Consider the following 21,626-nt stretch of genomic DNA (forward strand, 5'->3'; position numbering starts at 1 on the left):
GTGAGCCCGCCGCGCGGCGGGGGACCGGACGCGCCCCGCATCGCCTTCTACGCTCCGCTGAAGCCCCCCGACCACCCGGTGCCCTCGGGCGAGCGCACCATGGCGCGGCTGCTGCTGCGGGCGCTCGCCGAGGCGGGCTTCGCTCCGTTCCTGGCGAGCGGCCTGCGCAGCCGCGATCCCGAGGGCTCGCGCCACGCGGCCCTGCGCGAGGCCGCGCGCGCCGAGGCGGCGCGGCTCGTCGCGGCGTGGCGGGACGCCCCGCCCCGGCTCTGGTTCACCTACCACGTCTACTACAAGGCCCCGGACTGGATCGGCCCGGAGGTGGCCCGCGCGCTCGGCATCCCCTACGTGGTCGCGGAGGGCTCCCGGGCGCCCAAGCGCGCCGCGGGGCCGCACGCGGTCGGCCATGCCGGCGCCGAGGCCGCCCTCGACGCCGCCGACCTCGTCCTGGTGATGAACCGGCGCGACCGGCCGGCCCTGGAGGCGGCGCGCCCGCCGCACCAGCGCCTCGCCGCCCTGCCCCCCTTCCTCGACCCGTCCGACTGGCCGCTCCCCGCCCGCCCGGCCGGCGGCGCCGGCCTGCGGCTCCTCACCGTCGCGATGATGCGCGAGGGCGACAAGCTCGCCTCCTACCGCCTCCTCGCGGAGGCGCTCGCCCGCTGCGGCGACCTCGCCTGGAGCCTCGACGTGGCCGGGGAAGGGCCGGCGGCGGCGGAGGTGGGCCGGCTCCTCGCGCCCTTCGGGGCGCGGGTGCGCCGCCACGGCGCCCTCGCGCCCGCCGCCCTGGCGCGCCTCTACGGGGCGGCCGACCTCCTGGTCTGGCCTGCCGTGCGGGAGGCCTACGGGATGGTCCTGCTGGAGGCGCAGGCCCATGGCTGCCCGGTCGTGGCCGGCGGCGACGGCGGCGTGCCGGACGTGGTCCGGGACGGGATCACCGGCATCGTCACGGCGCCCGGCGAGGCCGCCGCCCTGGCCGATGCCGTCCGGGCCCTCGCGGCCGACCCGGCGCGCCGCGCCGCCATGGGCGCGGCCGCCCTCGCCTTCGCGCGCGGGGAGCGCGGGCTCGCCGCCGCCGCGGCGCGCCTGCGGGCCGCCCTGGCGGCCCTGCCGGGATGCCCGGCATGAGCCGCCTCCTCGTCGCGGTGACGCATCTCCTCGGGGCGGGCCACCTCACCCGCGCGGCGGCCCTCGCCCGCGCCTTCGCGGCGGCCGGGCACCGGGTCACCCTCGTCTCCGGGGGCATGCCGGCCGCCCTGCCCCGCCTCGACGGGATCCGCCTCGTGCAGCTGCCGCCGCTGCGCATCGCCGGCACCGCCTTCACGCGCCTCCTCGAACCGGACGGGACCCCCGTCGCGCCCGGAACCCTCGCGGCCCGCCGCGCCGCCCTGCTGGCCGCCCTCGACGAGGCCGCGCCCGACGCGGTGATCACCGAACTCTACCCGTTCGGCCGCCGGGTGCTCGCCGCGGAGTTCGACGCGCTGGTCGAGGCCGCGCGGGCGCGGCGGCCGCGGCCGCTCCTCCTCGCCTCCGTGCGCGACATCCTCGCCCCGCCGAGCCGGCCGGAGCGGGCCGCCGCGACCCGCGCGCGGCTCGCCGCCTACGACGCCGTGCTGGTCCACGGCGACCCGAACCTCCTGCCCCTCGACGCCTCCTGGCCGGTGGAGGACGCGCTCCGCCCCTTGCTGCGCTACACCGGCTACGTCGACGAGGCGCCGGGCGAGGGTCTCCCGGCCGGGACGGCGCGGTCCGGCATCGTGGTCTCGGGCGGGTCGAGCGCGGCCGGCCTGCCCCTGCAGCGGGCGGCGCTCGGCGCGGCGCGGCGCCTGCCCGACCTCCCGTGGCGGGTGCTGGTCGGGCGCGCCGTGCCCGAGGCAGCCTTCGCGGCCCTGCGCGACGCGGCGCCCCCGAACGCGATCGTCGAGCGCGCGCGCACCGATTTCCGCGCCCTGCTGGCCTCGGCCGCGCTCTCGGTCAGCCAGGCGGGCTACAACACGGTGCTCGACCTCCTGCGCGGCGGCTGCCCGGCCCTGCTCGTCCCCTTCGAGGCCGGGGGCGAGACCGAGCAGCGGCTGCGCGCCGAGACGCTGGCGGCGCGCGGGCTCGCCCGGGTGCTGCCGGAGGCGGAGCTCGGGCCGGAGGCGCTCGCCGCCTCCGTCGCGGCGATGCTCGCCCCCTCGCCCGACCCGGCGCCCCCGCGCGCGGCCTTCGCCCTCGACGGGGCGGCCCGGACGGTGGCCCTGGTGGAGGCCATGCTGGCCGTCCCCGCCCCCGCCCCCACCCCCGCCCCCGCCCTCGCGGCGGGACCGGACTGGTCGCCCCTCGACGCCGCCCTGGCCCGGCTCGCGGCGGAGGGCCTGACCGCGACGCTGTGGTGGCGCGACGACGACGCGGCGGCGCACACCCCCGCCCTCGACCGGCTGGTCGCCCTGCACCGCGCCGCCGGCTGGCCGCTGGCGCTGGCCGCGATCCCGGGCCTCGCCGCGCCCTCCCTGGCCGCCCGGCTCGCGGGAGAGCCCGGGATCGACCTCCTGGTCCACGGCCTCGCCCACGCCGACCGGGCCCCCTCCGGCAAGAGGGCGGAATTCGCTCCCGGCCGCCCGCCCGCCGCCCTGGCGGCGGAGGCGCGGGAGGGGCTCGCCCTGGCGCGGGAGCGGTTCGGCCGCCCGCCCCTGCCGGTCCTGGTGCCGCCCTGGAACCGGATCGCGCCGGACCTCGTGCCGCGCCTCCCGGCGCTCGGCTACGCGGGGCTCTCGACCTTCGGCCCGCGCGGGCCGGCGCCTCCGGGCCTCGCGATCGTCAACACCCACGTCGACCCGGTGGCGTGGCACGCGCCGGGGCGCCCCCTCGCCGACCCGGCCGGGCTGATCCCCCGGGCGGCCGCGACGCTGCTGGCCGGGGCGGGGCGGGGGGAGCCGGTGGGCCTCCTCACCCACCACGCCGCCCAGGACGCCGCAACCTGGACGTTCTGCGCGGCGTTGCTCGATCGCCTCGCCGCGCATCCGGCGATCCGCCTCGCGCGGGCCGCGGACCTGTTTGCGCCGGGGCCGTCGCGCGTGTCACAAACCGACATTAAGGTCATGGCAAGGGATCCATCCTCGGATGAGGACGGCCCCAACCAACGAAAAGGATCAGGATGACGGCACCGCTCCTGTCGATCCGCGATCTCACGGTCGATTTCTCGGCCGATACCGGGGCGTTCCGGGCGGTGGACGGGCTGTCGCTCGACGTGCCGGCCGGGCGCACGGTCGCGCTGGTGGGCGAATCCGGCTCGGGCAAGTCCGTCACCGCGCAGGCGATCCTGCGCATCCTGCCCAAGGCGGCGCGCATCACCGGGGGCGAGATCCGCTTCACCGACCCGGCGACCGGCCGGGTCGCCGAGATCGCGCGGCTCGGCGCCGATTCCGCCGAGATGCGGGCGCTCCGCGGCGGGCGCATCGCCATGATCTTCCAGGAGCCGATGACCTCGCTCTCGCCCCTCCACACGGTGGGCGACCAGGTGATCGAGGCGCTGCGGCTGCACGCGGAGGTTTCGGCCGCGCAGGCGCGGGCCCGGGCCGCCGACGTCTTCGCCCGCGTCGGCTTCCCCGACCCGAATCGCGCCCTCGTCACCTACCCGTTCGAATTGTCGGGGGGGCTGCGCCAGCGCGCCATGATCGCCATGGCGCTCGTCACCAAGCCCGCCCTCCTGATCGCCGACGAGCCCACCACCGCCCTCGACGTCACCACCCAGGCCCAGATTCTCGACCTGCTGCGCGACCTTCAGGCCGAGACCGGCATGGCGATGCTGCTGATCACCCACGATCTCGGGGTCGTCGCCAACATGGCCGACCAGGTGGTGGTGCTCTATCGCGGCCGGGTGACGGAGGCGGGCGCCCGCGAGGACATCTTCCGCCGCCCGGGCCACCCCTACCTCAAGGCGCTGATGAAGGCGGTGCCGCGCTTCCACATGCAGGAGGGCGAGCGGCTCACCCCGATCCGCGAGGTCCGCAGCGCCGTCCTCGCCCGCAAGGCCGGCGAGCCGCCCCGGCCCGACCCGGCCGGGCCCCTCCTGTCGATCAGCGACATCCGCAAGTCCTTCACCCTGCGGGCGGGCTGGTTCAGCGGCACGGTCCGGCGCATCGACGCCGTGCGGGGCGTGAGCCTCGACCTGTGGCCCCGGCGCACGGTCGGCCTCGTCGGCGAATCGGGCTGCGGCAAGACCACCCTGTCGAAGATCGTCATGCGGGCGCTCCGGCCCGACAGCGGCACCGTGTGCTTCGACGACGGCTCGGGGCGCGGGCCGCGCGACGTCTTCGCGCTCAAGGACCGGGACCTGAAGGATTTCCGGCGCGCGGTGCAGTTCGTCTTCCAGGACCCGTTCTCCTCGCTCAACCCGCGCATGACGGTCTACGAGATCCTGACCGAGCCCCTGCGCATCCACGGCGTCGGCACGCCGGACGAGCGCTACGCCCGGGCGCGGGAGCTCCTCGACATGGTCGGGCTCGACGCGCGCTCGCTGCGGCGCTACCCGCACGCCTTCTCGGGCGGCCAGCGCCAGCGCCTCGGCATCGCCCGCGCCCTCGCCCTCAAGCCGCGGGTGCTGCTCTGCGACGAGCCGGTCTCGGCCCTCGACGTCTCGGTCCAGGCGCAGGTGCTCAACCTGCTCAAGGACCTGCAGGCGAGCCTGGGCATCGCCTACCTGTTCGTCTCCCACAACCTCGCGGTGGTGGACTACATCGCCGACACGATCGCGGTGATGTGCCGGGGCTTCATCGTCGAGGAGGCGCCGAAGGCGGCCCTGTTCCGCAACCCCGTGCATCCCTACACGAGGGCGCTGCTGGCGGCGGTGCCCGAGCCCGACCTCGACCACCCGCTCGACCTCAAGCTGCTGATGAGCGACCGCTTCTCGGACCCCGCCGCCTGGCCGGAGCCCTTCCGCCTCGCCGGCCCGGAGACCGGGACCATGCAGGAGGTCTCGCCCGGCCACCGCGTGCGCGTGGCGGGGCCGGCGCTGCGGAAGGCGGCGTGATGCCCCCCGGCGCCGCGCTCCGGCCGCACCCGCTCCTGGAGCGCCTGCGGCGGCGGGTCCTCGGCCCGCTCTTCGACCGGCTCGGCTACGACCTCGTGCCGGCGGTGCCCGACTGGGCGCACCGGCCCCTCTCCCGCCGCGAGACCGAGGCGCTGTTCGCCGCCGCCGCGGCCCGGCTCGACGCCGACCTCGCGGCCTGCGGCCTTTCCCTGCCGGGCGGGGCGCGGCCGGCCATCGAGACCTTCTGGGACCTGATCGGCGCCGCGCCGGTGGCCCAGCGCCGGGGCGGCAACGGCTTCAACGGCGCCCTGTGCCTCTACGTGCTGATGCGCGCCCTGCGCCCGCCCGTCGTGATCGAATCGGGCGTGTTCCGCGGCCTCACCACCTGGATCACCCGGCAGGCCTGCCCGGAGGCCGAGATCCTGTGCTTCGATCCCGACCTGTCGGGGCTGCGCTACCGCGACCGCCGCGCCCGCTACCACGCGGGCGACTGGTCGGAGCGCGACCTCGGCGGGCTCGACCTCGCGGAGGGGGTCGGCTTCTTCGACGACCACATCAGCCAGGCGCGGCGGGTGCGCGAGGCGCGGGCGCGCGGCCTGACCCGGCTCATCTTCGACGACGACGCGGCGGCCCACCGGCTCCACGCCCATGGCGGGCCGGCCTTCCCGACCATCGCGATGCTGTGCGACGAGGCCGCCGGCCCCGAGCCGGTGCGCTGGCGGCGCAACGGGCGGGACTTCGTCTACCGGCCGGACGGCGAGGAGGCGCGGGCGGCGCGGGCGGCGATCCGGCTCGCCCACCCGTTCGACGACCTGCACGCCGCCACCGGCTACTCGCCGGCGCGGATCACCTACGTGGCGCTGGCAGCACCCGGTTCGGGAGAGGCGAGATGACGGTCTGGCGGCGGGAGCGGCCTCTCGGGGGCGGGGCGGGCGGGATGGCGGCGCGGGGCGCCCGCGGGCGGCCGCGGCGCTCGCCGCCCTGGCGCTCCTCCTGCCGGGCCTCGCCCGCGCCGCCGACGAGACCGCCGCGGCCCGCCTGCCCGCCGAGCCCCTGGTCGTCGACCTCGCGGCGGCCGGCCGAGAGCTCGGCCGGCCGGGCGGCGAGATCGTCACCCTCGTCGCCAAGCCCCGGGACATCCGCTACATCTCGGCCTACAGCTACGCCCGGCTCGTCGGCTACGACGAGAGCCTCGCCCTCAAGGCCGACCTCCTCGCGCAGTACGAGTCGCAGGACGACAAGGTCTTCACCTTCACGCTGCGGGCCGGCCACCGCTGGTCGGACGGGCAGCCCTTCACGGCGGAAGACTTCCGCTACTGGTGGGAGGACGTCGCCCTCAACAAGGAGCTGAGCCCCTCCGGCCCGCCGGAATTCATGATCGTGGACGGGCAATTGCCGCGCTTCGAGGTGCTCGACCCGCTGCGCGTCCGCTTCACCTGGGACAGGCCGAACCCGCGCTTCCTGCCGGAACTCGCCTCGCCGCGCGACCCCTTCATCTACCGGCCGGCCCATTACCTGAAGCAGTTCCACGCCCGCTACGCGCCGAAGAACGACCTCGACGCCGCCGTCAAGGCGCAGAAGGTCAAGGGCTGGGCCACCCTGCACAACCGGCTCGACGCGATGTTCGAGCAGACCAATCCGGACCTGCCGACGCTGCAGCCCTGGCGCGTGACCAACACGGCCCCCGCCGCGCGGTTCGTCTTCGTGCGCAACCCCTACTACCATCGGGTGGACCGCAACGGCCAGCAGCTCCCCTACGTCGACCGGGTGCTGATGGACATCGCGGCGGCCGGGCTCTTCGCCGCCAAGGCCAATGCCGGCGAGGCGGACCTGCTCTTCCGCGGCCTCACGATGGAGGACATCCCGATCCTGCGCGAGGGCGAGCGGGCCAAGGGCTACCGCACGCATCTCTGGCCGAGCGCCCGCGGCTCCGAGATCGCCCTCTACCCGAACCTGACCGCGGCCGATCCGGTCTGGCGCAGGCTCAACCGCGACGTGCGCTTCCGGCGCGCCCTGTCGCTCGCCATCGACCGGCGCACCCTCAACAACGCGCTCCTGTTCGGGCTCGGCACCGAGGGGAACGACACGGTCGTGGAGGGCAGCCCGCTCTACAAGCCGGAATACCGCACGCTCCACGCCCAGTACGATCCCGAGGAGGCCTCCCGGCTCCTCGACACGGTCGGGCTCGGCGCGCGCAACGGCGCCGGGATCCGGCTCCTGCCGGACGGGCGGGAGCTCGAGATCGTGGTCGAGACCGACGGCGAGAGCATGATGCTCACCGACGGGCTCACCCTGATCGCGGAATTCTGGCGCGAGGTCGGGGTCAAGCTCTTCGTGAAGCCCCAGGACCGCACGGTGCTGCGCAACCGGGCCTATGCGGGGCTCACCACCATGGTGGCGGCGCAGGGGCTCGACCTCGCCATGCCGACCGCCGAGATGCCGCCGGACGAGCTCGCCCCCGTCCACCAGGACACCTACGCGTGGCCGAAATGGGGGCAGTTCGTCGAGACCAAGGGCAAGGAGGGCGAGCCGGTCGACATCCCGGAAGCCAAGACCCTCCTCGACCTCAACGCGCAGTGGATGGCGACCGGCGACGCCGCCATGCAGGCGCGGATCTGGGGCGAGATGCTGCGCAACCGGGCCGAGAACCAGTGGGTGATCGGCACGGTCGCGGGAGCGCTGCAGCCGGTCGTCGCCAAGACCCGCCTCGTCAACCTTCCTGACCGGGCGACCTACAGCTGGAAGCCCACCGCCATGATCGGGGTCTACCGCATGGATGAGTTCTTCTGGGGCCCCGAGCGCAAAGAGGCCGCCCGGTGATCCGCTACCTCCTGCGCCGCACCCTCACCATGGCGATGACGCTCCTCGTCATCTCGGCGCTCGTCTTCTTCATCATCAAGCTGCCGCCGGGCGACTTCCTGACCAACCAGATCGCCGAGCTGCGCTCGCAGGGCGAGGCGGCCTCGGTCGCCAAGGCCCAGTTCCTGATGCAGCAATACGGCCTCGACCGCCCGGTCTGGGAGCAGTACCTGCGCTGGATCGGCGTCTGGCCGAACCCGGAGGGCCTCTTCAACGGCCTCCTCCAGGGCAATTGGGGCTGGTCCTTCGAGTACGACCGGCCGGTGCGCGAGGTGGTCGGCGACGCGCTCTGGCTCACCCTGGTGGTCAACCTCGCGGTGGTGATCTTCGTGCACGTGGTCTCGATCCCGATCGCGATCTACTCGGCGACGCGGCAATACTCGGTCGGCGACTACGTCGCGACCCTGATCGGCTACCTGGGGCTGGCGACCCCGTCCTTCCTGCTCGCCCTGATCATGCTGTTCTACGCCAATCGCTGGCTCGGCATCTCGATCGGCGGGCTCTACGACAGCGCCTATGCGGGCCAGCCCTGGACCTGGGACAAGGTGCAGTCGCTCCTCGCCCACCTGGCGGTGCCGACCCTGGTGATCGGCCTCGGGGGCACCGCCGCCATGATCCGCCGCATGCGCGCCAATCTCCTCGACGAACTCGGCAAACAATACGTGGTCACCGCCAAGGCCAAGGGCCTGCCGCCGACCCGGGCGCTGCTCAAGTACCCGTTCCGGATGTCGCTCAACCCGTTCATCGCCGATATCGGCAACCTGCTGCCCCACCTCGTCTCGGGCTCGGTGCTGGTCTCGCTGGTGCTGAGCCTGCCGACCGTCGGGCCGATCCTGCTCGCGGCGCTCAAGAGCCAGGACCAGTTCCTGGCCGGCTTCATCCTGATGTTCGTGGCGCTGCTCACGGTGATCGGGATGCTGATCTCCGATCTGCTCCTCGCGTGGCTCGACCCCCGCATCCGCCTCGGAGGCTCCGGCCGATGAACCTGGAGGTTCGCCCGCGCCACTTCGTCGACCCGGCCCCCTTCGATCCCGGCCGCACCGAGCCCCTCGGCGCGGAGAGCGAGGTCTTCGACCGCGCCTCCTCGTGGCGCCTCACCTGGTGGAAGTTCAAGCGCCACAAGGTGGCCGTGGCGGCCGGGCTCATCCTGGTCCTGTTCTACGCGCTCATCCCCTTCGTGGAGGTGCTCGCGCCCTACGACCCGGCCAAGCGCCACGGCGACTTCCTGTACGCGCCGCCCCAATCCGTGCACCTGTTCCACGAGGGCCGCTTCGTCGGGCCCTACACGCATCCCTACGCGTTCTCGTTCGACCTGGAGCGCTTCCAGCGCGACTACACGGTCGACCGCGGCACGGTGCAGAAGCTGCGCTTCTTCTGCCGCGACGAGGCCTACGAATTCTGGGGGCTGGTGCGCACCGACTGGCACCTGGTCTGCCCGCCGGAGGGCGGCACCCTGTTCCTCGCGGGCACCGACCGGCTCGGGCGCGACCTGTTCTCGCGCATCGTCGCGGGGGCCCGGATCTCGCTGACGGTCGGCCTCGTGGGCATCGCGGTGTCCTTCGCGCTCGGGCTCTTCTTCGGCGGGCTCGCGGGCTACCTCGGCGGCTGGGTCGACAACCTCGTGCAGCGGATGATCGAGATCCTGCGCTCGCTGCCGGAACTGCCGCTCTGGCTCGCCCTCTCGGCCGCCCTGCCCCCGAACTGGAGCCCGGTTCTGGTCTTCTTCGGCATCACGCTGATCCTCGGCCTGCTCGACTGGCCGGGCCTCGCCCGCGCGGTGCGCTCGAAGCTGCTCGCCCTGCGCGAGGAGGATTACGTGCGCGCCGCCGAGCTGATGGGCGCCTCGAAGGCGCGGATCATCGGCCGGCACCTGATCCCGAACTTCATGAGCCACCTGATCGCCTCGGCGACCCTGTCGATTCCCTCGATGATCCTCGGCGAGACCGCGCTGTCGTTCCTGGGGCTCGGGCTGCGGCCGCCGGTGACGAGCTGGGGCGTCCTGCTCAACGAGGCCCAGAACCTCGCGGCGGTGCAGCTGCATCCCTGGCTGCTGCTGCCGATCCTGCCCGTGGTGGTGGTGGTGCTCGCCTTCAACTTCCTGGGCGATGGGCTGCGCGACGCGGCCGACCCGTATCACTGAGCCCGGACCATCGGCCGAAGGGGGCCGGCCGCGCCGGCCCCGCCCGCTCAGTAGCGGTAGAAGCCGCGGCGATGGGGATGGCCGTAGAAGCCGTGATGGCGGCGGTAGCCGTAGGCGCGGCCGTAGGGCGGTCCGTAGCGGCGGTAGCCGTAGGGGCGGCCCCAATGGTGGTGATGGCGGCGGTAATAGCCGTACTGCACCCAGGTCGTGGGAGCCGCCGCGGCCGTCTCGGCGGGGGCCGGCGCGGCGGTTGCCGCCTGCGGTGCGAGGGCGGCCCCGCCGAGCACGAGGCCGGCGGCCAGGATCACGGTCTTCAGCACTGGGAAGCTCCTGCGTCTTCGGTGAGGCGTTCGGTGACGCGAGGCCCCTCAACGCCCCGCGGACCATATCGTTGCCGCGGTGCAGCGACGCCGCGCTGCGGCGGGCCGACGCGGCCCAGGGATTCGCCTTCCGCCAGCGATCGACGATGGGGGACGGCACCGCCCCGCGCCGTCCGTCCGCGGATCGGCCCGAATGGGCGGGCCGACGGGAACCTTCACGGCCGGTTGGTGGGAAGGCCCGGACGGGTGTCCCGTGGGAGGGGGGTCCGATGATGGCGTTCGTTTCCCTGGCTCACGCCCGCGTCGCCATGGCGGAGCGCCAGCTCGACGCGGCCTCGGTGGAGCGCGCGGTCGTGAGCCCCCTAACGACCGAGCCCGATCCGGTCGATCCGAGTTTGGTGCGCGCTGTCCGGTCTGTCCCGGAGCGCGGCGGACGCGTTTTTCGCGGGGTATATCGACCGGAACCCGCAGGCTGCGCGATCCTCACAGCCTTCCTCGACCGAGGCAGGCGGCGGACGTGACGATGCACGATCACCGCGAGGCCGATGCCCTCCTCCTCCGTCTCTCCGAGACGCCCATCGCCGCGCGCGAGGAGGTCCCCCGGCCTCGTGATCGATCTCGGTGCGGAGGGCCGCATCGTGGCCGTCGAGCGTCTGGGGGCCTCCTCGCAGCCGTCGGGCGGCGCCGATATCCGGAGCGTCGCCGCCTGAGCCGTCCACCTCACGCCATCTTGAGGGTCATGTCGACGACCGAGGCCTGGCCCGCGCCCTTCACCAGGGCGATGCCGTGCTCGCAATCCTCCCGGCGGACGTAGCCCTCGGCGCAATCGGCCACGACCTCGCCGTTCGCGGCCCGCAGCCGCCAGCGCCAGTGCCCGCCCGCATCCCGGTAGAGTTCGAAGCGCATCGCGTCCCTCCTCGCGTGGATCCGCCCGGGGAGATGGGGAGCCGCGGCGGCGAGGCAACGCATCCGGCAGGTGCCCGTTCGCACGGGCCGGCGAGACGAGCCGACGTATGGCTCGGCTGCATGGCGCCGCCGCGACACAATGTTGACCTCGGGTCATGGCCGGCCCGGGGTCATGTTCGGCCTGGGGTCATGTTCGGCCTGGGGTCATGTTCGGCCTGGGGTTATGGCCGACCTGGGCTCATGGTCCAGGTCCGGCCGGTCGGCCCCGGTGGGGAGTCCCTGTCGATGCGCGCGAGGCTCGTCCTTCTCCTGCTCTGGGCCTGCCTCGCGGCGGCCGCGTCCCGCGCGGACGCGCCGCCCGAGAGCGGCCGGCTCTGGCTGCGGGAGCCGGCACTCTCCCCCGACGGGACGCGCATCGCCTTCCGGCACCGCGGGCAGATCTGGATCGTCCCCGCCTCCGGCGGCGCCGCGACGGCGCTGACGCCCGCCGGAACCCACGCGGCGGCGCCGGCCTGGTCGCCCGACGGCCGCACCCTGGCCTTCGCGTCGGACCGCTTCGGGGCGCTGAACGTCTTCGCGGTGCCGGCCGCCGGGGGCGAGATCCGGCGCCTGACCTGGTACGGCCTCGACGAGCGCCCGATGAGCGTCGCGCCGGACGGCCGCGTCCTGTTCGCCGCCCGCCGCCTCGGCGACGCGGCCCGGACCTTCGCCCCGCCCAATCGGACCGAGATGGCGAGCCAGGTCTACGCCGTGCCGCTGGCCGGGGGCCGCGAGACGCTCGTCCTGCCCAATGCCGCCCTCGACGCCCGCTCCGACCCGGGCGGGAAGCGCCTCCTCTACACGAGCCCGAACGTCGAGCAGCGCTTCCGGCAGCACCAGGTCTCCCGGGCCGTGCGCCAGGTCTGGCTCTACGACGCGGCGACGGGCCGGCACGAGCGGTTGACCGAGGGGACGCGGGAGAGCCGGAACGCCGTCTGGCTGCCGGGGGACGAGATCGCCTATCTCAGCGAGGCCTCCGGCTCGCTCAACGTCTGGCGCCTCTCGCTCGCCGAGCGGGTGCCGCGCCAACTCACCTTCTTCGCCGAGGGCGCCGTGCGCTGGCTCTCGGCCTCGGCGGAGGGCGACCTCGTCTTCGCGCGCGAGGGGGCGCTCTACCGGCTGGCGCGCGGCGCGGCCGAGCCCGAGGTGATCCCGGTCACGGTGACCGAATCCGCCTTCGCCGGCGAGGTCCCGGCCCGCAGCTCGGAGTTCAGCGACCTCGCGGTCTCGCCGACCGGCCAGGAGGTCGCGCTGGTGGCGCAGGGCGACATCTCCGTCGCCGCCCGCGACGGGAAATCGGTCAAGCGGATCACCCGCGGCCCGGGCGAGGCGCGCAACCCGACCTTCTCGCCGGACGGGCGGCGCCTCGCCTACGCGGCCGAGCGGGACGGGCGCTGGGGCCTCTACGAGACGAGCCTCGCGGTGCCGGAGGAGACCGGCTTCGCGCAGGCGACCCGCCTCGTCGAGCGCCGGCTCCCGAGCGCCGAGGGCGACGCGCTGGTGCCGCGCTACGCGCCCGACGGGCGCCGCCTCGCCTACGTCCTCGACCGCGCCGCCGTGCACATCCTCGATCTCGCGAGCGGCGCCGACCGGGAGGTCGTGCCGCCGGGCCGGTTCTACGCCTACGACGATGGCCGCTGGTGGCTGGCCTGGTCGCCGGATTCGCGCTGGCTCGCCCTGCCGATCCAGGGCGAGCAATCCTTCGCGACCAACGTCGCGGTGGTGCCCGCCGACGGGTCGCGCCCGCCCCTGCGGGTCGCTCCGGCCGGCGAGGCCCAGGGCGACGCGCAGTGGAGCGCGGATGGCAGCTTCCTGCTCTGGCGCAGCGACGCCAGCGCGCTCCACCGCGCCCTCGGCGACGCCGCCCGCAGCGACGTCGACGCGGTCTTCACCTCCCGCCGGGCCCGGGAGGCGTTCGAGGCGCGGCTGCGCCTGCCGGTCGTGGCGGAGCCGGACGGTCCGGCGCGCCCCTCCGGGACGGGCCCGGCGCCGTCCGAGCGGGTTCAGGCCGAGCGGGCCGCGCGCCCGGCGCTCCCCACCTTCGATCCGGACGGGCTGGAGGACCGGCAGTACCGGCTCTCGCAGGCGCCCGGCGACGTGGTCCATGCCGGCCTGATGGCGGACGGCGTCGGCGTGCTCACGGTCGAGCAGGCCGAGACTCCGGCGGGCGACGGCTGGATGCTGACCGGGACGCTGCGCGACCTGCGGCTCGGCCGGCGCCGCATCCTGTTCTCCGGCGTGGCCTCCAAGCGCGCGAGTCCCGTCCGGCTGAGCCGCGACCAGCGCAGCCTCTACGCCCTGTCCCGGAACGGCTTCGAGGAGATCGACCTCGCCCGCGGCACGGTGCGCAGCGTGCGGGTCCAGGTGGAGGCGGCCCGGGACCCGGCCCGGACCCTGCGCGAGGCCTTCGCGCAATACGGGCGCCTCACCCGGGCGAAGTTCCTCGATCCCGGCATGCACGGGGTGGATTGGGAGGCCGCGCAGGCGCGCTACGCCCGCTTCCTGCCCGCCCTCGCGGATCCGCGCGACCTCGCCGAACTGCTCTCGGAGATGGCGGGCGAGCTCAACGCCTCGCATACGGGGGCCTTTCTCGTCCCCGCCATCCCCGCCGACGAGCGGACCGCCTCGCTCGGCCTCTACTACGACGAGGCCCATGCGGGGCCGGGCATGCGGGTCGCCGCGATCCTGCCCGGGGGACCGTTCGACGCGGCCGGTACGCGCCTCGCGCCGGGGGACGTGCTGACCGAGATCGACGGGGCGCCGATCCCGGAGGCGGGCGGCGTGCACCGCCTGCTGCGCGGCCGCGCGAACAGGCTCGTCGAGATCGCCTTCCGCAAGCCGGACGGCAGCGAGGTGCGGGAGCGTCGCGCCCCGGTGAGCCTCGACCGGGAGCGGGACCTCGCCTTCGAGCGCTGGCAGCGGGCGCGGCGGGACGCCGTGGTCGCCCGCTCCTGCGGGCGGCTCGGCTACGTGCACGTCCGCGCCATGGACGCGCGCTCCTACCGCCGCACCTTCGCGGAGCTGTTCGGCCGCTTCGCCCAGGCGGAGGGGCTGATCGTGGACGTGCGCTTCAACGGCGGCGGCAACCTGCACAACCAGCTGCTCACGCTCCTGTCCGGGCGCCCCTACCTGACCTTCAGCCCGCGCTCCGGGCCGCCTCAGGCCGAGCCGGCCAACCGCTGGACCAAGCCCTCCGCCGTGCTGATGAACGCGGCGAGCTACTCCGACGCCTCGATCTTCCCGCAGGGCTACCGCGACCTCGGGATCGGGCCGCTCATCGGCGACCCCGTCGCGGGGACCGGCACCTTCGTGTGGTGGGTGCCCTCCCCGATCGTGCCGCGGCTGGCCTACGGCCTGCCGCAGCTGGCGATCCGCCGGGCGGACGGGCGCCTCCTCGAGAACACCGACATCCTCCCGGACGTCGCGGTGCCCTCCGACCCCACCGCCTGGGCGGAGGGCCGCGACCCGCAGCTCGAGGCCGCGGTGGCGGCCCTGCTCGGTGCCGGGGGCGCCGCCTGCGGGCCGGCCCCGGCGGCGAACGCCGCCATCGCCGCGCCGGAACCGCGCACCACGCCCTGACTGGGCGCGGCGAGCGCCGGATCGTCGGCCCCCTCATGCGCGAACGGCCCGCGCTCAGCCGGTGAGCGCGGGCCGCCAAGAGCGCAGGCCGCCAAGAGCGCGGGCCGCCAAGAGCGCGGGCCGCCAAGAGCGCGGGCTGCGACGCGCGCGGCGGGCCGGGACGGCCCGGCGGTTCCGGAGATTTCAGCGCGGCGCGCGGTCGAGCCAGCCGATCGAGCGGCCGTCCTGGCCGCCCTGGGCCGGGCGGGCGTGGTCGCGGCGCTGCGGCTGCCCCTGCCGGTGGTTCGGGCCCTCGGCGCGGTGATGCGCGGGGCGCGCATCCTGACCCTGCCGGGCGGGACGCCCGTCCTGGTTGGTGCGGGCCTGGCGCCCGTCCTGGCCCTGGCGCGCGGGGCGCGGCCGCGCCTCCGCCGGGCGTCCGCCCTGCGTCTGCGGCGGGCGGCCGCCCTGGGGCCGGCCGGGACGCTGGCCCCGCGGCCCGGGCTGGCGCCGGTCGCGCTCGGCCTCGGCCTCGGCCACCGCGGCCTCCTGGCGGCTCGGGGGCACGAAGCCCTCCGGGATCGCCATCTCGGGCACCTTCTGGCGGGTCAGGCGCTCGATGTCGCGCAGATAGGCGCGCTCCTCGTCGTTGCAGAACGAGATGGCGAGCCCGTCCGCCCCGGCGCGGGCCGTGCGGCCGATCCGGTGGACATAGGCCTCCGGCACGTTCGGCAGGTCGAAATTCACCACGTGGCTGACGCCCTCGACGTCGATGCCGCGGGCCGCGATGTCGGTGGCGACGAGCACCCGGCAGATTCCAGCCCGGAAGGCCGCCAGCGCCCGCTCGCGCTGGGGCTGGGACTTGTTGCCGTGGATCGCCGCCGAGCCGATGCCGGCCTTCTCCAGGCCGCGCACGACGCGGTCGGCGCCGTGCTTGGTGCGGGTGAAGACCAGCACGCGGTCGATCGACGCGTCGCGCAGGATTGTGGCCAGCAGCGCCTGCTTGGCGCCGGTGGGGACGTGGACGACCCGCTGCTCCACGCGCTCGGCCGTGGTGGCGACCGGGGTCACCGCCACCTGCACCGGGTCGCGCAGGTACTGGGCCGCCAGCGTGGCGATGTTCCTCGGCATGGTGGCCGAGAAGAACAGGCTCTGGCGCGCCTTCGGCAGCAGGGTGACGATGCGCTTCAGCGCGTGGATGAAGCCCAGATCGAGCATCTGGTCGGCCTCGTCGAGGACGAGGTACTCGACGGCGTCGAGGCTGAGCGAGCGGCGGTCGATCAGGTCGAGGAGCCGGCCCGGGGTCGCGACCAGGATGTCGACGCCGTTCGCCAGCGCCCGCTCCTGGCGGCCGATGGTGACGCCGCCGAACACGACCGTGGTCGAGAAGGGCAGGAACTTGCCGTAATCGCCGAAGCTCTCGGCGATCTGGCTGGCGAGCTCCCGGGTCGGCGAGAGCACGAGGACGCGGCAGCCGCGGCGGGGCGCGCGGCGCTGCGGCGTCTCGCTGGCGAGCCGGTGCAGGATCGGGAGCGCGAAGGCGGCGGTCTTGCCGGTGCCGGTCTGGGCGATGCCGCAGAGGTCGCGGCCCGCCATCGCCTGCGGCACGGCCTGGGCCTGGATCGGGGTCGGCGTGACGTAGCCGGTCTCGGCGAGCGCCTTCAGGATGGGCGCCGCCAGGCCGAAATCAACGAATTGAGTCAAGGTGAAACACGCTTTCGGGAAGCAGCGGGATCGCCCAGGCGGGTGCGCGCGGCACCGCGATCGCGATCCTTCGGTCTGGGGTGGGAAGCCCGCGTGATGGAGCCGCCCGGAGGGTCAAGCGATCGACGAGAGGGCCGGGCCTGCCGCGCGAATGCGGGCCAATCCGTCACGCAGCCCTCTCAGGCGGGCCGGAACGGCCGCTGACGCTGCAGCCCCGATATGGCGTTGTGCGGGTGCGAAGTCAATCCGCCGGACCGGGCTTCTCGTCCCGCACCCACTTGTCGTCCCGCACCCACTTGCGGCCCGGCCGCGGCGGCGCTTCACTGCCGGCATGTCCGCGCCCCACCCCGCCCTCGCCCGCGCGCAGGATTTCTGCGCCCGCTACGGCCTGCGCCTGCCGATCCTGCTGGCGCCGATGGCCGGCGCCTGCCCGCCCTCCCTGTCGATCGCCGTGGCGGAGGCGGGCGGGCTCGGCGCCTGCGGCGCCCTGCTGATGCCGCCCGCCGCCATCCTGGCCTGGGCGGCGGAGGTGCGGGCGGGCACCCGCGGGCCGTTCCAGCTCAACCTCTGGATCCCCGACCCGCCGCCCCGCCGCGACCCGGAGCACGAGGCGCGCCTGCGCGGCTTCCTCGGCGGTTTCGGCCCCGCCGTGCCGCCGGAGGCGGGCGACGCGGCGCCCCCCGACTTCGCCGCCCAGTGCGAGGCGTTCCTGGAGGCCGCGCCGCCCATCGTCTCCTCGGTGATGGGCCTCTACCCGCCCGCCTTCGTGGCGCGCCTGAAGCACCGGGGCATCGCCTGGTGGGCGAACGTCTCGACCGTGGCCGAGGCCCTCGCGGCCGAGGCGGCCGGCGCCGACGCGGTGGTGGTCCAGGGCGCCGAGGCCGGCGGGCATCGCGGCTGCTTCGAGGCGGGGAGCGCCGAGGCCGGGATGGTCGGCACGATGGCGCTCGTGCCGGCGGTGGCCGACGCGGTGCGGATCCCGGTCGTCGCCACCGGCGGCATCGCGGAGGCGCGGGGCGCCGCGGCGGCGCTCCTCCTCGGGGCGAGCGCCGTCCAGATCGGCACCGGCTTCCTGCGCTGCCCGGAGGCGAGGCTCAGCCCCGCCTGGGCCGAGGGGCTCGCGCGGGCGCGGCCGGAGGACACGCGCGTGGCCCGGGTCTTCAGCGGCCGGGCCGGGCGCAGCCTCGCCACCGCCTACGTGGCGGCCGCGACCGCCCCCGACGCGCCGGCGCCCGCGCCGTACCCGGTGCAGCGCGCCCTCACCCGGGCCATGCGCGAGGCCGCGACCCGGGAGGGCGACCTCGCGCGGATGCAGGCCTGGGCCGGGCAGGCGGCCGGCTTCGCGCGGGCCGAGCCCGCCGGCCGGGTCGTGGCGGAGATCTGGGAGGGGATGCGGGCGCTCCTGCGCTGAGCGGCCCTACTCCGCCGCGGCGAGCGGGGTCGCGACCTCCTCCAGCGAGCGCCGCTCCGCCGCGACGCCCCAGATCCCCGCGACGATCCCGGCCGCGATCATCAGGGCGGAGGCCGCGAGGTAGCCGCCGAGGATCGCCGACCGGGACTGCCCCTCGATCAGCACCCCGAACAGGGCCGGCCCCGCCGCCCCGATCCCGGTGCCGACGGCGTAGAACACCGCGATGGCGAGCGCCCGGATCTCCAGGGGAAACACCTCGCTGACGGTCAGGTAGGCCGAACTCGCCGCCGCCGAGGCGAAGAAGAACACGGTCATCCAGCTCAGCGTGAGCGTGGTCGCGGTCAGCGCCTCCTGCTGGAACAGCACCCCGCTCAGGGCGAGCAGCACCCCCGAGATCCCGTAGGTCGCCGCGATCATCGGCTTGCGGCCGAGCGTGTCGAACAGCCGCCCGAGCACCACCGGCCCGAAGAAGTTGCCGGCCGCGAAGGGCAGGATGTACCAGCCGACCGCCCCGGCCGGCACCTTGTAGAAGTCGATCAGGATCAACCCGTAGGTGAAGAAGATCGCGTTGTAGAAGAAGGCCTGGGCGGACATCAGGGCGAGCCCGACCCCCGCGCGCCGGCGATAGCGGGCGAGCGTCCGGAAGACCTCGGAGAGCGGCGTGTGCCGGCGCTGGCGCAGGCGCGCCGTCCGGAACGGCCCCTCGCTCAGAACGTGCCCCTCGGCGCGGAACCGCGCCTCGATCCCGGCCACCACGGCCTCGGCCTCGGCGGCGCGGCCATGGGTCATCAGCCAGCGCGGGCTCTCGGGGATCCAGGTGCGCAGGAGCAGGATGACGAGGCCGAGCGCCGCGCCGAGCAGGAAGGCCGCCCGCCAGCCGTGATCGGGGCCGAACAGGGAGGGATCGAGCACGATCAGGGAGGCCCCCGCCCCCAGCACGGCGCCGAGCCAGAACGAGCCGTTGATGACGAGGTCGGTCCAGCCGCGGGCGCGGGCCGGGATCAGTTCCTGGATGGTCGAGTTGATCGCCGTGTACTCGCCGCCGATCCCGGCCCCCGTGAGGAACCGGAACAGGCAGAAGCTCCAGAGGTCCCAGGAGAAGCCGGTGGCGGCGGTGGCCGCGAGGTAGACCGCGAGCGTGACGAAGAACAGCTTCTTGCGCCCGAGCCGGTCGGTGAGCCAGCCGAACCCCACCGCCCCCAGCACGGCGCCGGCGAGGTAGCTCGACGTGGCGAGCCCGATCTCCGCATTGCTGAAGCGCAGGGTCGGGCTGTCGCGCAGGGCCCCGGCGAGCGCGCCCGCGAGCGTCACCTCCAGCCCGTCGAGGATCCAGGTGATGCCGAGGGCCAGCACCACCAGGGTGTGGAACCGGCCCCAGGGCAGCCGGTCGAGCCGGGAGGAGACGTCGGTCTCGATGATCTCGCCGTCGCGGGACGGCGCGGATCGTGTCGCTGCGTGCGTGGTCATCGGCATCCGGGGGCAGGCGCTGTCCCGACCAGATAGGGCCGCCGCGCCGCGCTGCGACCGCGTCAGCGCCGGGCCATCTCGTCGAGCACCGGCGCGAAGGCGGCCGCGGCGACGCCGAAGCCGAGATGGGCCCGGACGGCGTTGCCGACCCGCTCGCCCCCGCCCACGGCGGTGTGGATGCCGACCAGGGCGGCCGTCCCGTCCGGCTCCAGGAGGAGGACGGGGGCGCCGGATTCGCCCGAGCCGGAATCGCACAGGTCCGTCAGTTGCCCGGGGGCCGGCACGTCGATCCGCGCCGAGCAGCCGCGGTGGATCACCGGCAGGTAGGGGCGGTCGAAGGCGTAGCCCGCCACCGCGACCACGGCCCCCTGCCGGCTCCCGGGCAGGTCGGCCCCCGGCAGGAGGCGCCAGGGCACCGGCTTCACGCCGTCGAGCGCCTCCCTGAGGGTGATGACGGCCCAATCGTGCCGGATCATCTCCTGGGTGATCGGGCGGGGACCGGGCCGGGTCGCCCGCTCCAGGGCGAGGCCGGGGGCGATCCGCAGATCCTGGGCCACCGCGTGCCCGCCGAAGCGGTCGCGGGCCTGGCCCGCCACGAAGTGGACCTGGTGCGGCTTCACGTAGCCGCCGATCCGGTCGTCGAACAGGCAATGGGCGGCGGTGAGGACGAGCCGGGGCGCCACCAGGGTGCCGGTGCAATGGCCGTGATGGGCCGGCCCGGTGACGACGTTGACGCGCCCGATGGCGGTGAAGGGCCAGGCGGTCGGTTCGAGCGGCACGCGCCGGTCGGTCCGCGCCGGCTCCTGCTGCGCGAGGACCGGCAGGGCCGGCAGAAGGGCGACCAGAAGGGCGCCCAGAAGGGCCCCCGGAAGGGCTCCGGGGCGGGCGCGGAGGCATCGACGCAGCAAGGGCCATCTCCTGCAGAGCCGGCCCCGGAGGGGCGCCAGCCCGTTCGGGTCCGTCATCGGGCCCATCCTGGCCGATTCCCGCGACGGTCCGCCTGCGGCCCCCGCCGCGGCGGCGGGAGCGCCGCGGCGGGGGAGCGCCGCGGCGGGGGAGCGCCGCGGCGGGGGGAGCGCCGCGGGAGGCGGCCGCTCAGCCGCGATACGTCTCTCCGTCGAGCCCGTGCGGCCGGCCGGCCTCGAGGAGCGTCGCCCAGACCGGGTCGGGCAGCGGCACGCCCTCGGCGAGGCGCTGCGCCCGCGTGCGGCGCTCGGGCTCGCCGGGGAGCAGCACCTCGCCCCCCTGCGCGGCCGGGCGGGCGCTCTTGAAGAAGTCGAGATAGGTGCGGGTCTCGGTCGCGACCGCGTCCGCCGAGCCGAAGGCCTCCGGCGTCATGTAGATCGACAGCATGCCGTTGCAGAAGCGCTTCGGGCCGGGGCCGGCCGTGCCCGAGCCGGTGAGCGCCCCGGCCAGCAATTCGCACATCAGCGCGAGGCCGGAGCCCTTGTGCTCGCCGAAGGCCCGGATCGCCCCCGTCCCGCGCCGGTTGTCGCGCTCCGCCGTGCCGTCGTAGGGGCCGAAGAGCGTGCGCGGGTCCTGGCTCGGGCGCCCGTCCGGCTCGATCAGCACGCCCTCGGGCAGGGGCTTGCCCCCCTGCGAGGCCACCAGCACCTTGCCCTCGGCCACCGCCGAGGTCGCGAAGTCGAGGATGATCGGCTCGCCCCCGGCGACCGGGAACCCCGCCGCGAAGGGGGCGGTCGAGTAGCGCCGGTCGACCGAGCCGAACGGGGCGACGAGCAGGCTGCCCGCCACGTTGACGAAATGCACCGAGACGAGGCCCGCCGCCGCCGCCTGCTCGGCCCACTCGCCGATCCGCCCGAGATGCCCGGCATGGCGCAGGGCCACGATGGCGACCCCGTTCGCCCGGGCCCGGGCGATGCCGAGGTCCGTCGCGAAGGGACCGGCGGTCTGGCCGAAGCCGTAATGCGCGTCGATCAGCGCGAAGGCCGGAGTGTCGCTCACCACCTCCGGGGTCCGGCCGGCCACGACCTCGCCCTCGCGCAACCACGCGACGTAGCGGGGCACGCGAATCACCCCGTGGCTGTCATGGCCCGTGAGGTTCGCGGCGACGAGGTAGCGCCCGATCCGCTCCGCCTCCTCCGGCGCGCAGCCCTCCCCGATGAAGATGTCGCGGACGAAGGCGGTCAGGCCGGCGGCGGCGATGCGCATGGGATCCTCCCGGAAACTCTTCTTGGCGGATGGCGAATAGCG

General features: G+C 75.1%; 15 protein-coding genes. 9 read left to right on the forward strand and 6 right to left on the reverse strand.

Features of this window, described 5'->3' with window-relative positions:
- The 7 genes from QA634_RS36025 to QA634_RS32695 all read left to right on the forward strand — a co-directional run bounded on the left by QA634_RS36025 (window position 1) and on the right by QA634_RS32695 (window position 10,007).
- Window positions 1–1,125: a glycosyltransferase family 4 protein gene (locus QA634_RS36025; RefSeq protein ID WP_012336107.1), complete on the forward strand. Its 1,125-nt coding sequence runs from the start codon at window positions 1–3 to the stop codon at window positions 1,123–1,125.
- A complete protein-coding gene (locus QA634_RS32670) occupies window positions 1,122–3,137 on the forward strand; it encodes a glycosyltransferase (protein WP_012336108.1) in 2,016 nt (671 codons plus the stop codon). Before QA634_RS36025 ends, QA634_RS32670 begins: the two co-directional genes overlap by 4 nt.
- Window positions 3,134–5,008: an ABC transporter ATP-binding protein gene (locus QA634_RS32675; RefSeq protein WP_012336109.1), complete on the forward strand. Its 1,875-nt coding sequence runs from the start codon at window positions 3,134–3,136 to the stop codon at window positions 5,006–5,008. The genes QA634_RS32670 and QA634_RS32675 overlap by 4 nt, the downstream gene beginning before the upstream one ends.
- Complete coding sequence (locus QA634_RS32680) at window positions 5,008–5,901, forward strand: hypothetical protein (RefSeq protein WP_012336110.1); 894 nt, start codon at window positions 5,008–5,010, stop codon at window positions 5,899–5,901. The genes QA634_RS32675 and QA634_RS32680 overlap by 1 nt, the downstream gene beginning before the upstream one ends.
- 100 nt (window positions 5,902–6,001) lie before the next feature.
- Entirely contained in the window at window positions 6,002–7,828 is a 1,827-nt protein-coding gene (locus QA634_RS32685; RefSeq protein WP_445928395.1) for an ABC transporter substrate-binding protein, read from the forward strand.
- A complete protein-coding gene (locus tag QA634_RS32690) occupies window positions 7,825–8,850 on the forward strand; it encodes an ABC transporter permease (RefSeq protein WP_012336112.1) in 1,026 nt (341 codons plus the stop codon). Before QA634_RS32685 ends, QA634_RS32690 begins: the two co-directional genes overlap by 4 nt.
- Window positions 8,847–10,007 (forward strand): ABC transporter permease, encoded by a 1,161-nt coding sequence (locus QA634_RS32695; RefSeq protein ID WP_012336113.1) that lies wholly within the window; start codon window positions 8,847–8,849, stop codon window positions 10,005–10,007. Before QA634_RS32690 ends, QA634_RS32695 begins: the two co-directional genes overlap by 4 nt.
- Window positions 10,008–10,054: 47 nt before the next feature.
- On the opposite strand, the gene QA634_RS32700 is transcribed toward QA634_RS32695, so the two are convergent.
- Entirely contained in the window at window positions 10,055–10,327 is a 273-nt protein-coding gene (locus QA634_RS32700; RefSeq protein ID WP_012336114.1) for a hypothetical protein, read from the reverse strand.
- A gap of 720 nt (window positions 10,328–11,047) precedes the next feature.
- Window positions 11,048–11,233 carry a YegP family protein gene (locus QA634_RS32705; RefSeq protein WP_012336116.1) on the reverse strand — a complete coding sequence of 62 codons (186 nt, stop codon included), beginning with the start codon at window positions 11,231–11,233 and terminating at the stop codon, window positions 11,048–11,050.
- Between the two features lie 285 nt (window positions 11,234–11,518).
- Between QA634_RS32705 and QA634_RS32710 the strand changes: the two genes are divergently transcribed.
- Window positions 11,519–14,851 (forward strand): S41 family peptidase, encoded by a 3,333-nt coding sequence (locus tag QA634_RS32710; RefSeq protein ID WP_265576475.1) that lies wholly within the window; start codon window positions 11,519–11,521, stop codon window positions 14,849–14,851.
- Between the two features lie 183 nt (window positions 14,852–15,034).
- Here the strand turns inward: QA634_RS32710 and QA634_RS32715 are convergent, their stop codons facing one another.
- The gene (locus QA634_RS32715) at window positions 15,035–16,534 is read right to left on the reverse strand and encodes a DEAD/DEAH box helicase (RefSeq protein ID WP_012336118.1); all 1,500 of its coding nucleotides are present in this window, start codon (window positions 16,532–16,534) and stop codon (window positions 15,035–15,037) included.
- Window positions 16,535–16,865: 331 nt separating this feature from the next.
- Here QA634_RS32715 and QA634_RS32720 point away from each other — a divergent pair, with 331 nt between their 5' ends.
- The gene (locus QA634_RS32720) at window positions 16,866–17,945 is read left to right on the forward strand and encodes an NAD(P)H-dependent flavin oxidoreductase (protein ID WP_012336119.1); all 1,080 of its coding nucleotides are present in this window, start codon (window positions 16,866–16,868) and stop codon (window positions 17,943–17,945) included.
- Window positions 17,946–17,951: 6 nt separating this feature from the next.
- Here QA634_RS32720 and QA634_RS32725 read toward each other — a convergent pair whose 3' ends face one another.
- From QA634_RS32725 to QA634_RS32735, 3 genes are all read right to left on the reverse strand, one after another.
- Window positions 17,952–19,418, reverse strand: a complete 1,467-nt coding sequence (locus QA634_RS32725; protein WP_012336120.1) for an MFS transporter — start codon at window positions 19,416–19,418, stop codon at window positions 17,952–17,954.
- A 56-nt stretch (window positions 19,419–19,474) separates the two neighbouring features.
- On the reverse strand, window positions 19,475–20,320 hold the full coding sequence (locus QA634_RS32730; protein WP_043701839.1) for a trypsin-like serine peptidase: 846 nt from the start codon (window positions 20,318–20,320) through the stop codon (window positions 19,475–19,477).
- Window positions 20,321–20,507: 187 nt separating this feature from the next.
- The gene (locus tag QA634_RS32735) at window positions 20,508–21,584 is read right to left on the reverse strand and encodes a malate/lactate/ureidoglycolate dehydrogenase (RefSeq protein ID WP_012336122.1); all 1,077 of its coding nucleotides are present in this window, start codon (window positions 21,582–21,584) and stop codon (window positions 20,508–20,510) included.
- Window positions 21,585–21,626 lie beyond the last annotated feature (42 nt).

Origin of the sequence: Methylobacterium sp. CB376 (assembly GCF_029714205.1) — a bacterium.
Classification (GTDB): Bacteria; Pseudomonadota; Alphaproteobacteria; order Rhizobiales; family Beijerinckiaceae; genus Methylobacterium.

Excerpts from the sequence above, each read along its gene's own strand:
- QA634_RS32670 (WP_012336108.1), top strand. The coding sequence starts at position 1,122 with ATGAGCCGCCTCCTCGTCGCGGTGACGCATCTCCTCGGGGCGGGCCAC.
- QA634_RS32675 (WP_012336109.1), top strand. The coding sequence starts at position 3,134 with ATGACGGCACCGCTCCTGTCGATCCGCGATCTCACGGTCGATTTCTCG.
- QA634_RS32680 (WP_012336110.1), top strand. The coding sequence starts at position 5,008 with ATGCCCCCCGGCGCCGCGCTCCGGCCGCACCCGCTCCTGGAGCGCCTG.
- QA634_RS32695 (WP_012336113.1), top strand. The coding sequence starts at position 8,847 with ATGAACCTGGAGGTTCGCCCGCGCCACTTCGTCGACCCGGCCCCCTTC.
- QA634_RS32705 (WP_012336116.1), bottom strand. The coding sequence starts at position 11,233 with ATGCGCTTCGAACTCTACCGGGATGCGGGCGGGCACTGGCGCTGGCGG.
- QA634_RS32710 (WP_265576475.1), top strand. The coding sequence starts at position 11,519 with ATGCGCGCGAGGCTCGTCCTTCTCCTGCTCTGGGCCTGCCTCGCGGCG.
- QA634_RS32720 (WP_012336119.1), top strand. The coding sequence starts at position 16,866 with ATGTCCGCGCCCCACCCCGCCCTCGCCCGCGCGCAGGATTTCTGCGCC.
- QA634_RS32725 (WP_012336120.1), bottom strand. The coding sequence starts at position 19,418 with ATGCCGATGACCACGCACGCAGCGACACGATCCGCGCCGTCCCGCGAC.
- QA634_RS32735 (WP_012336122.1), bottom strand. The coding sequence starts at position 21,584 with ATGCGCATCGCCGCCGCCGGCCTGACCGCCTTCGTCCGCGACATCTTC.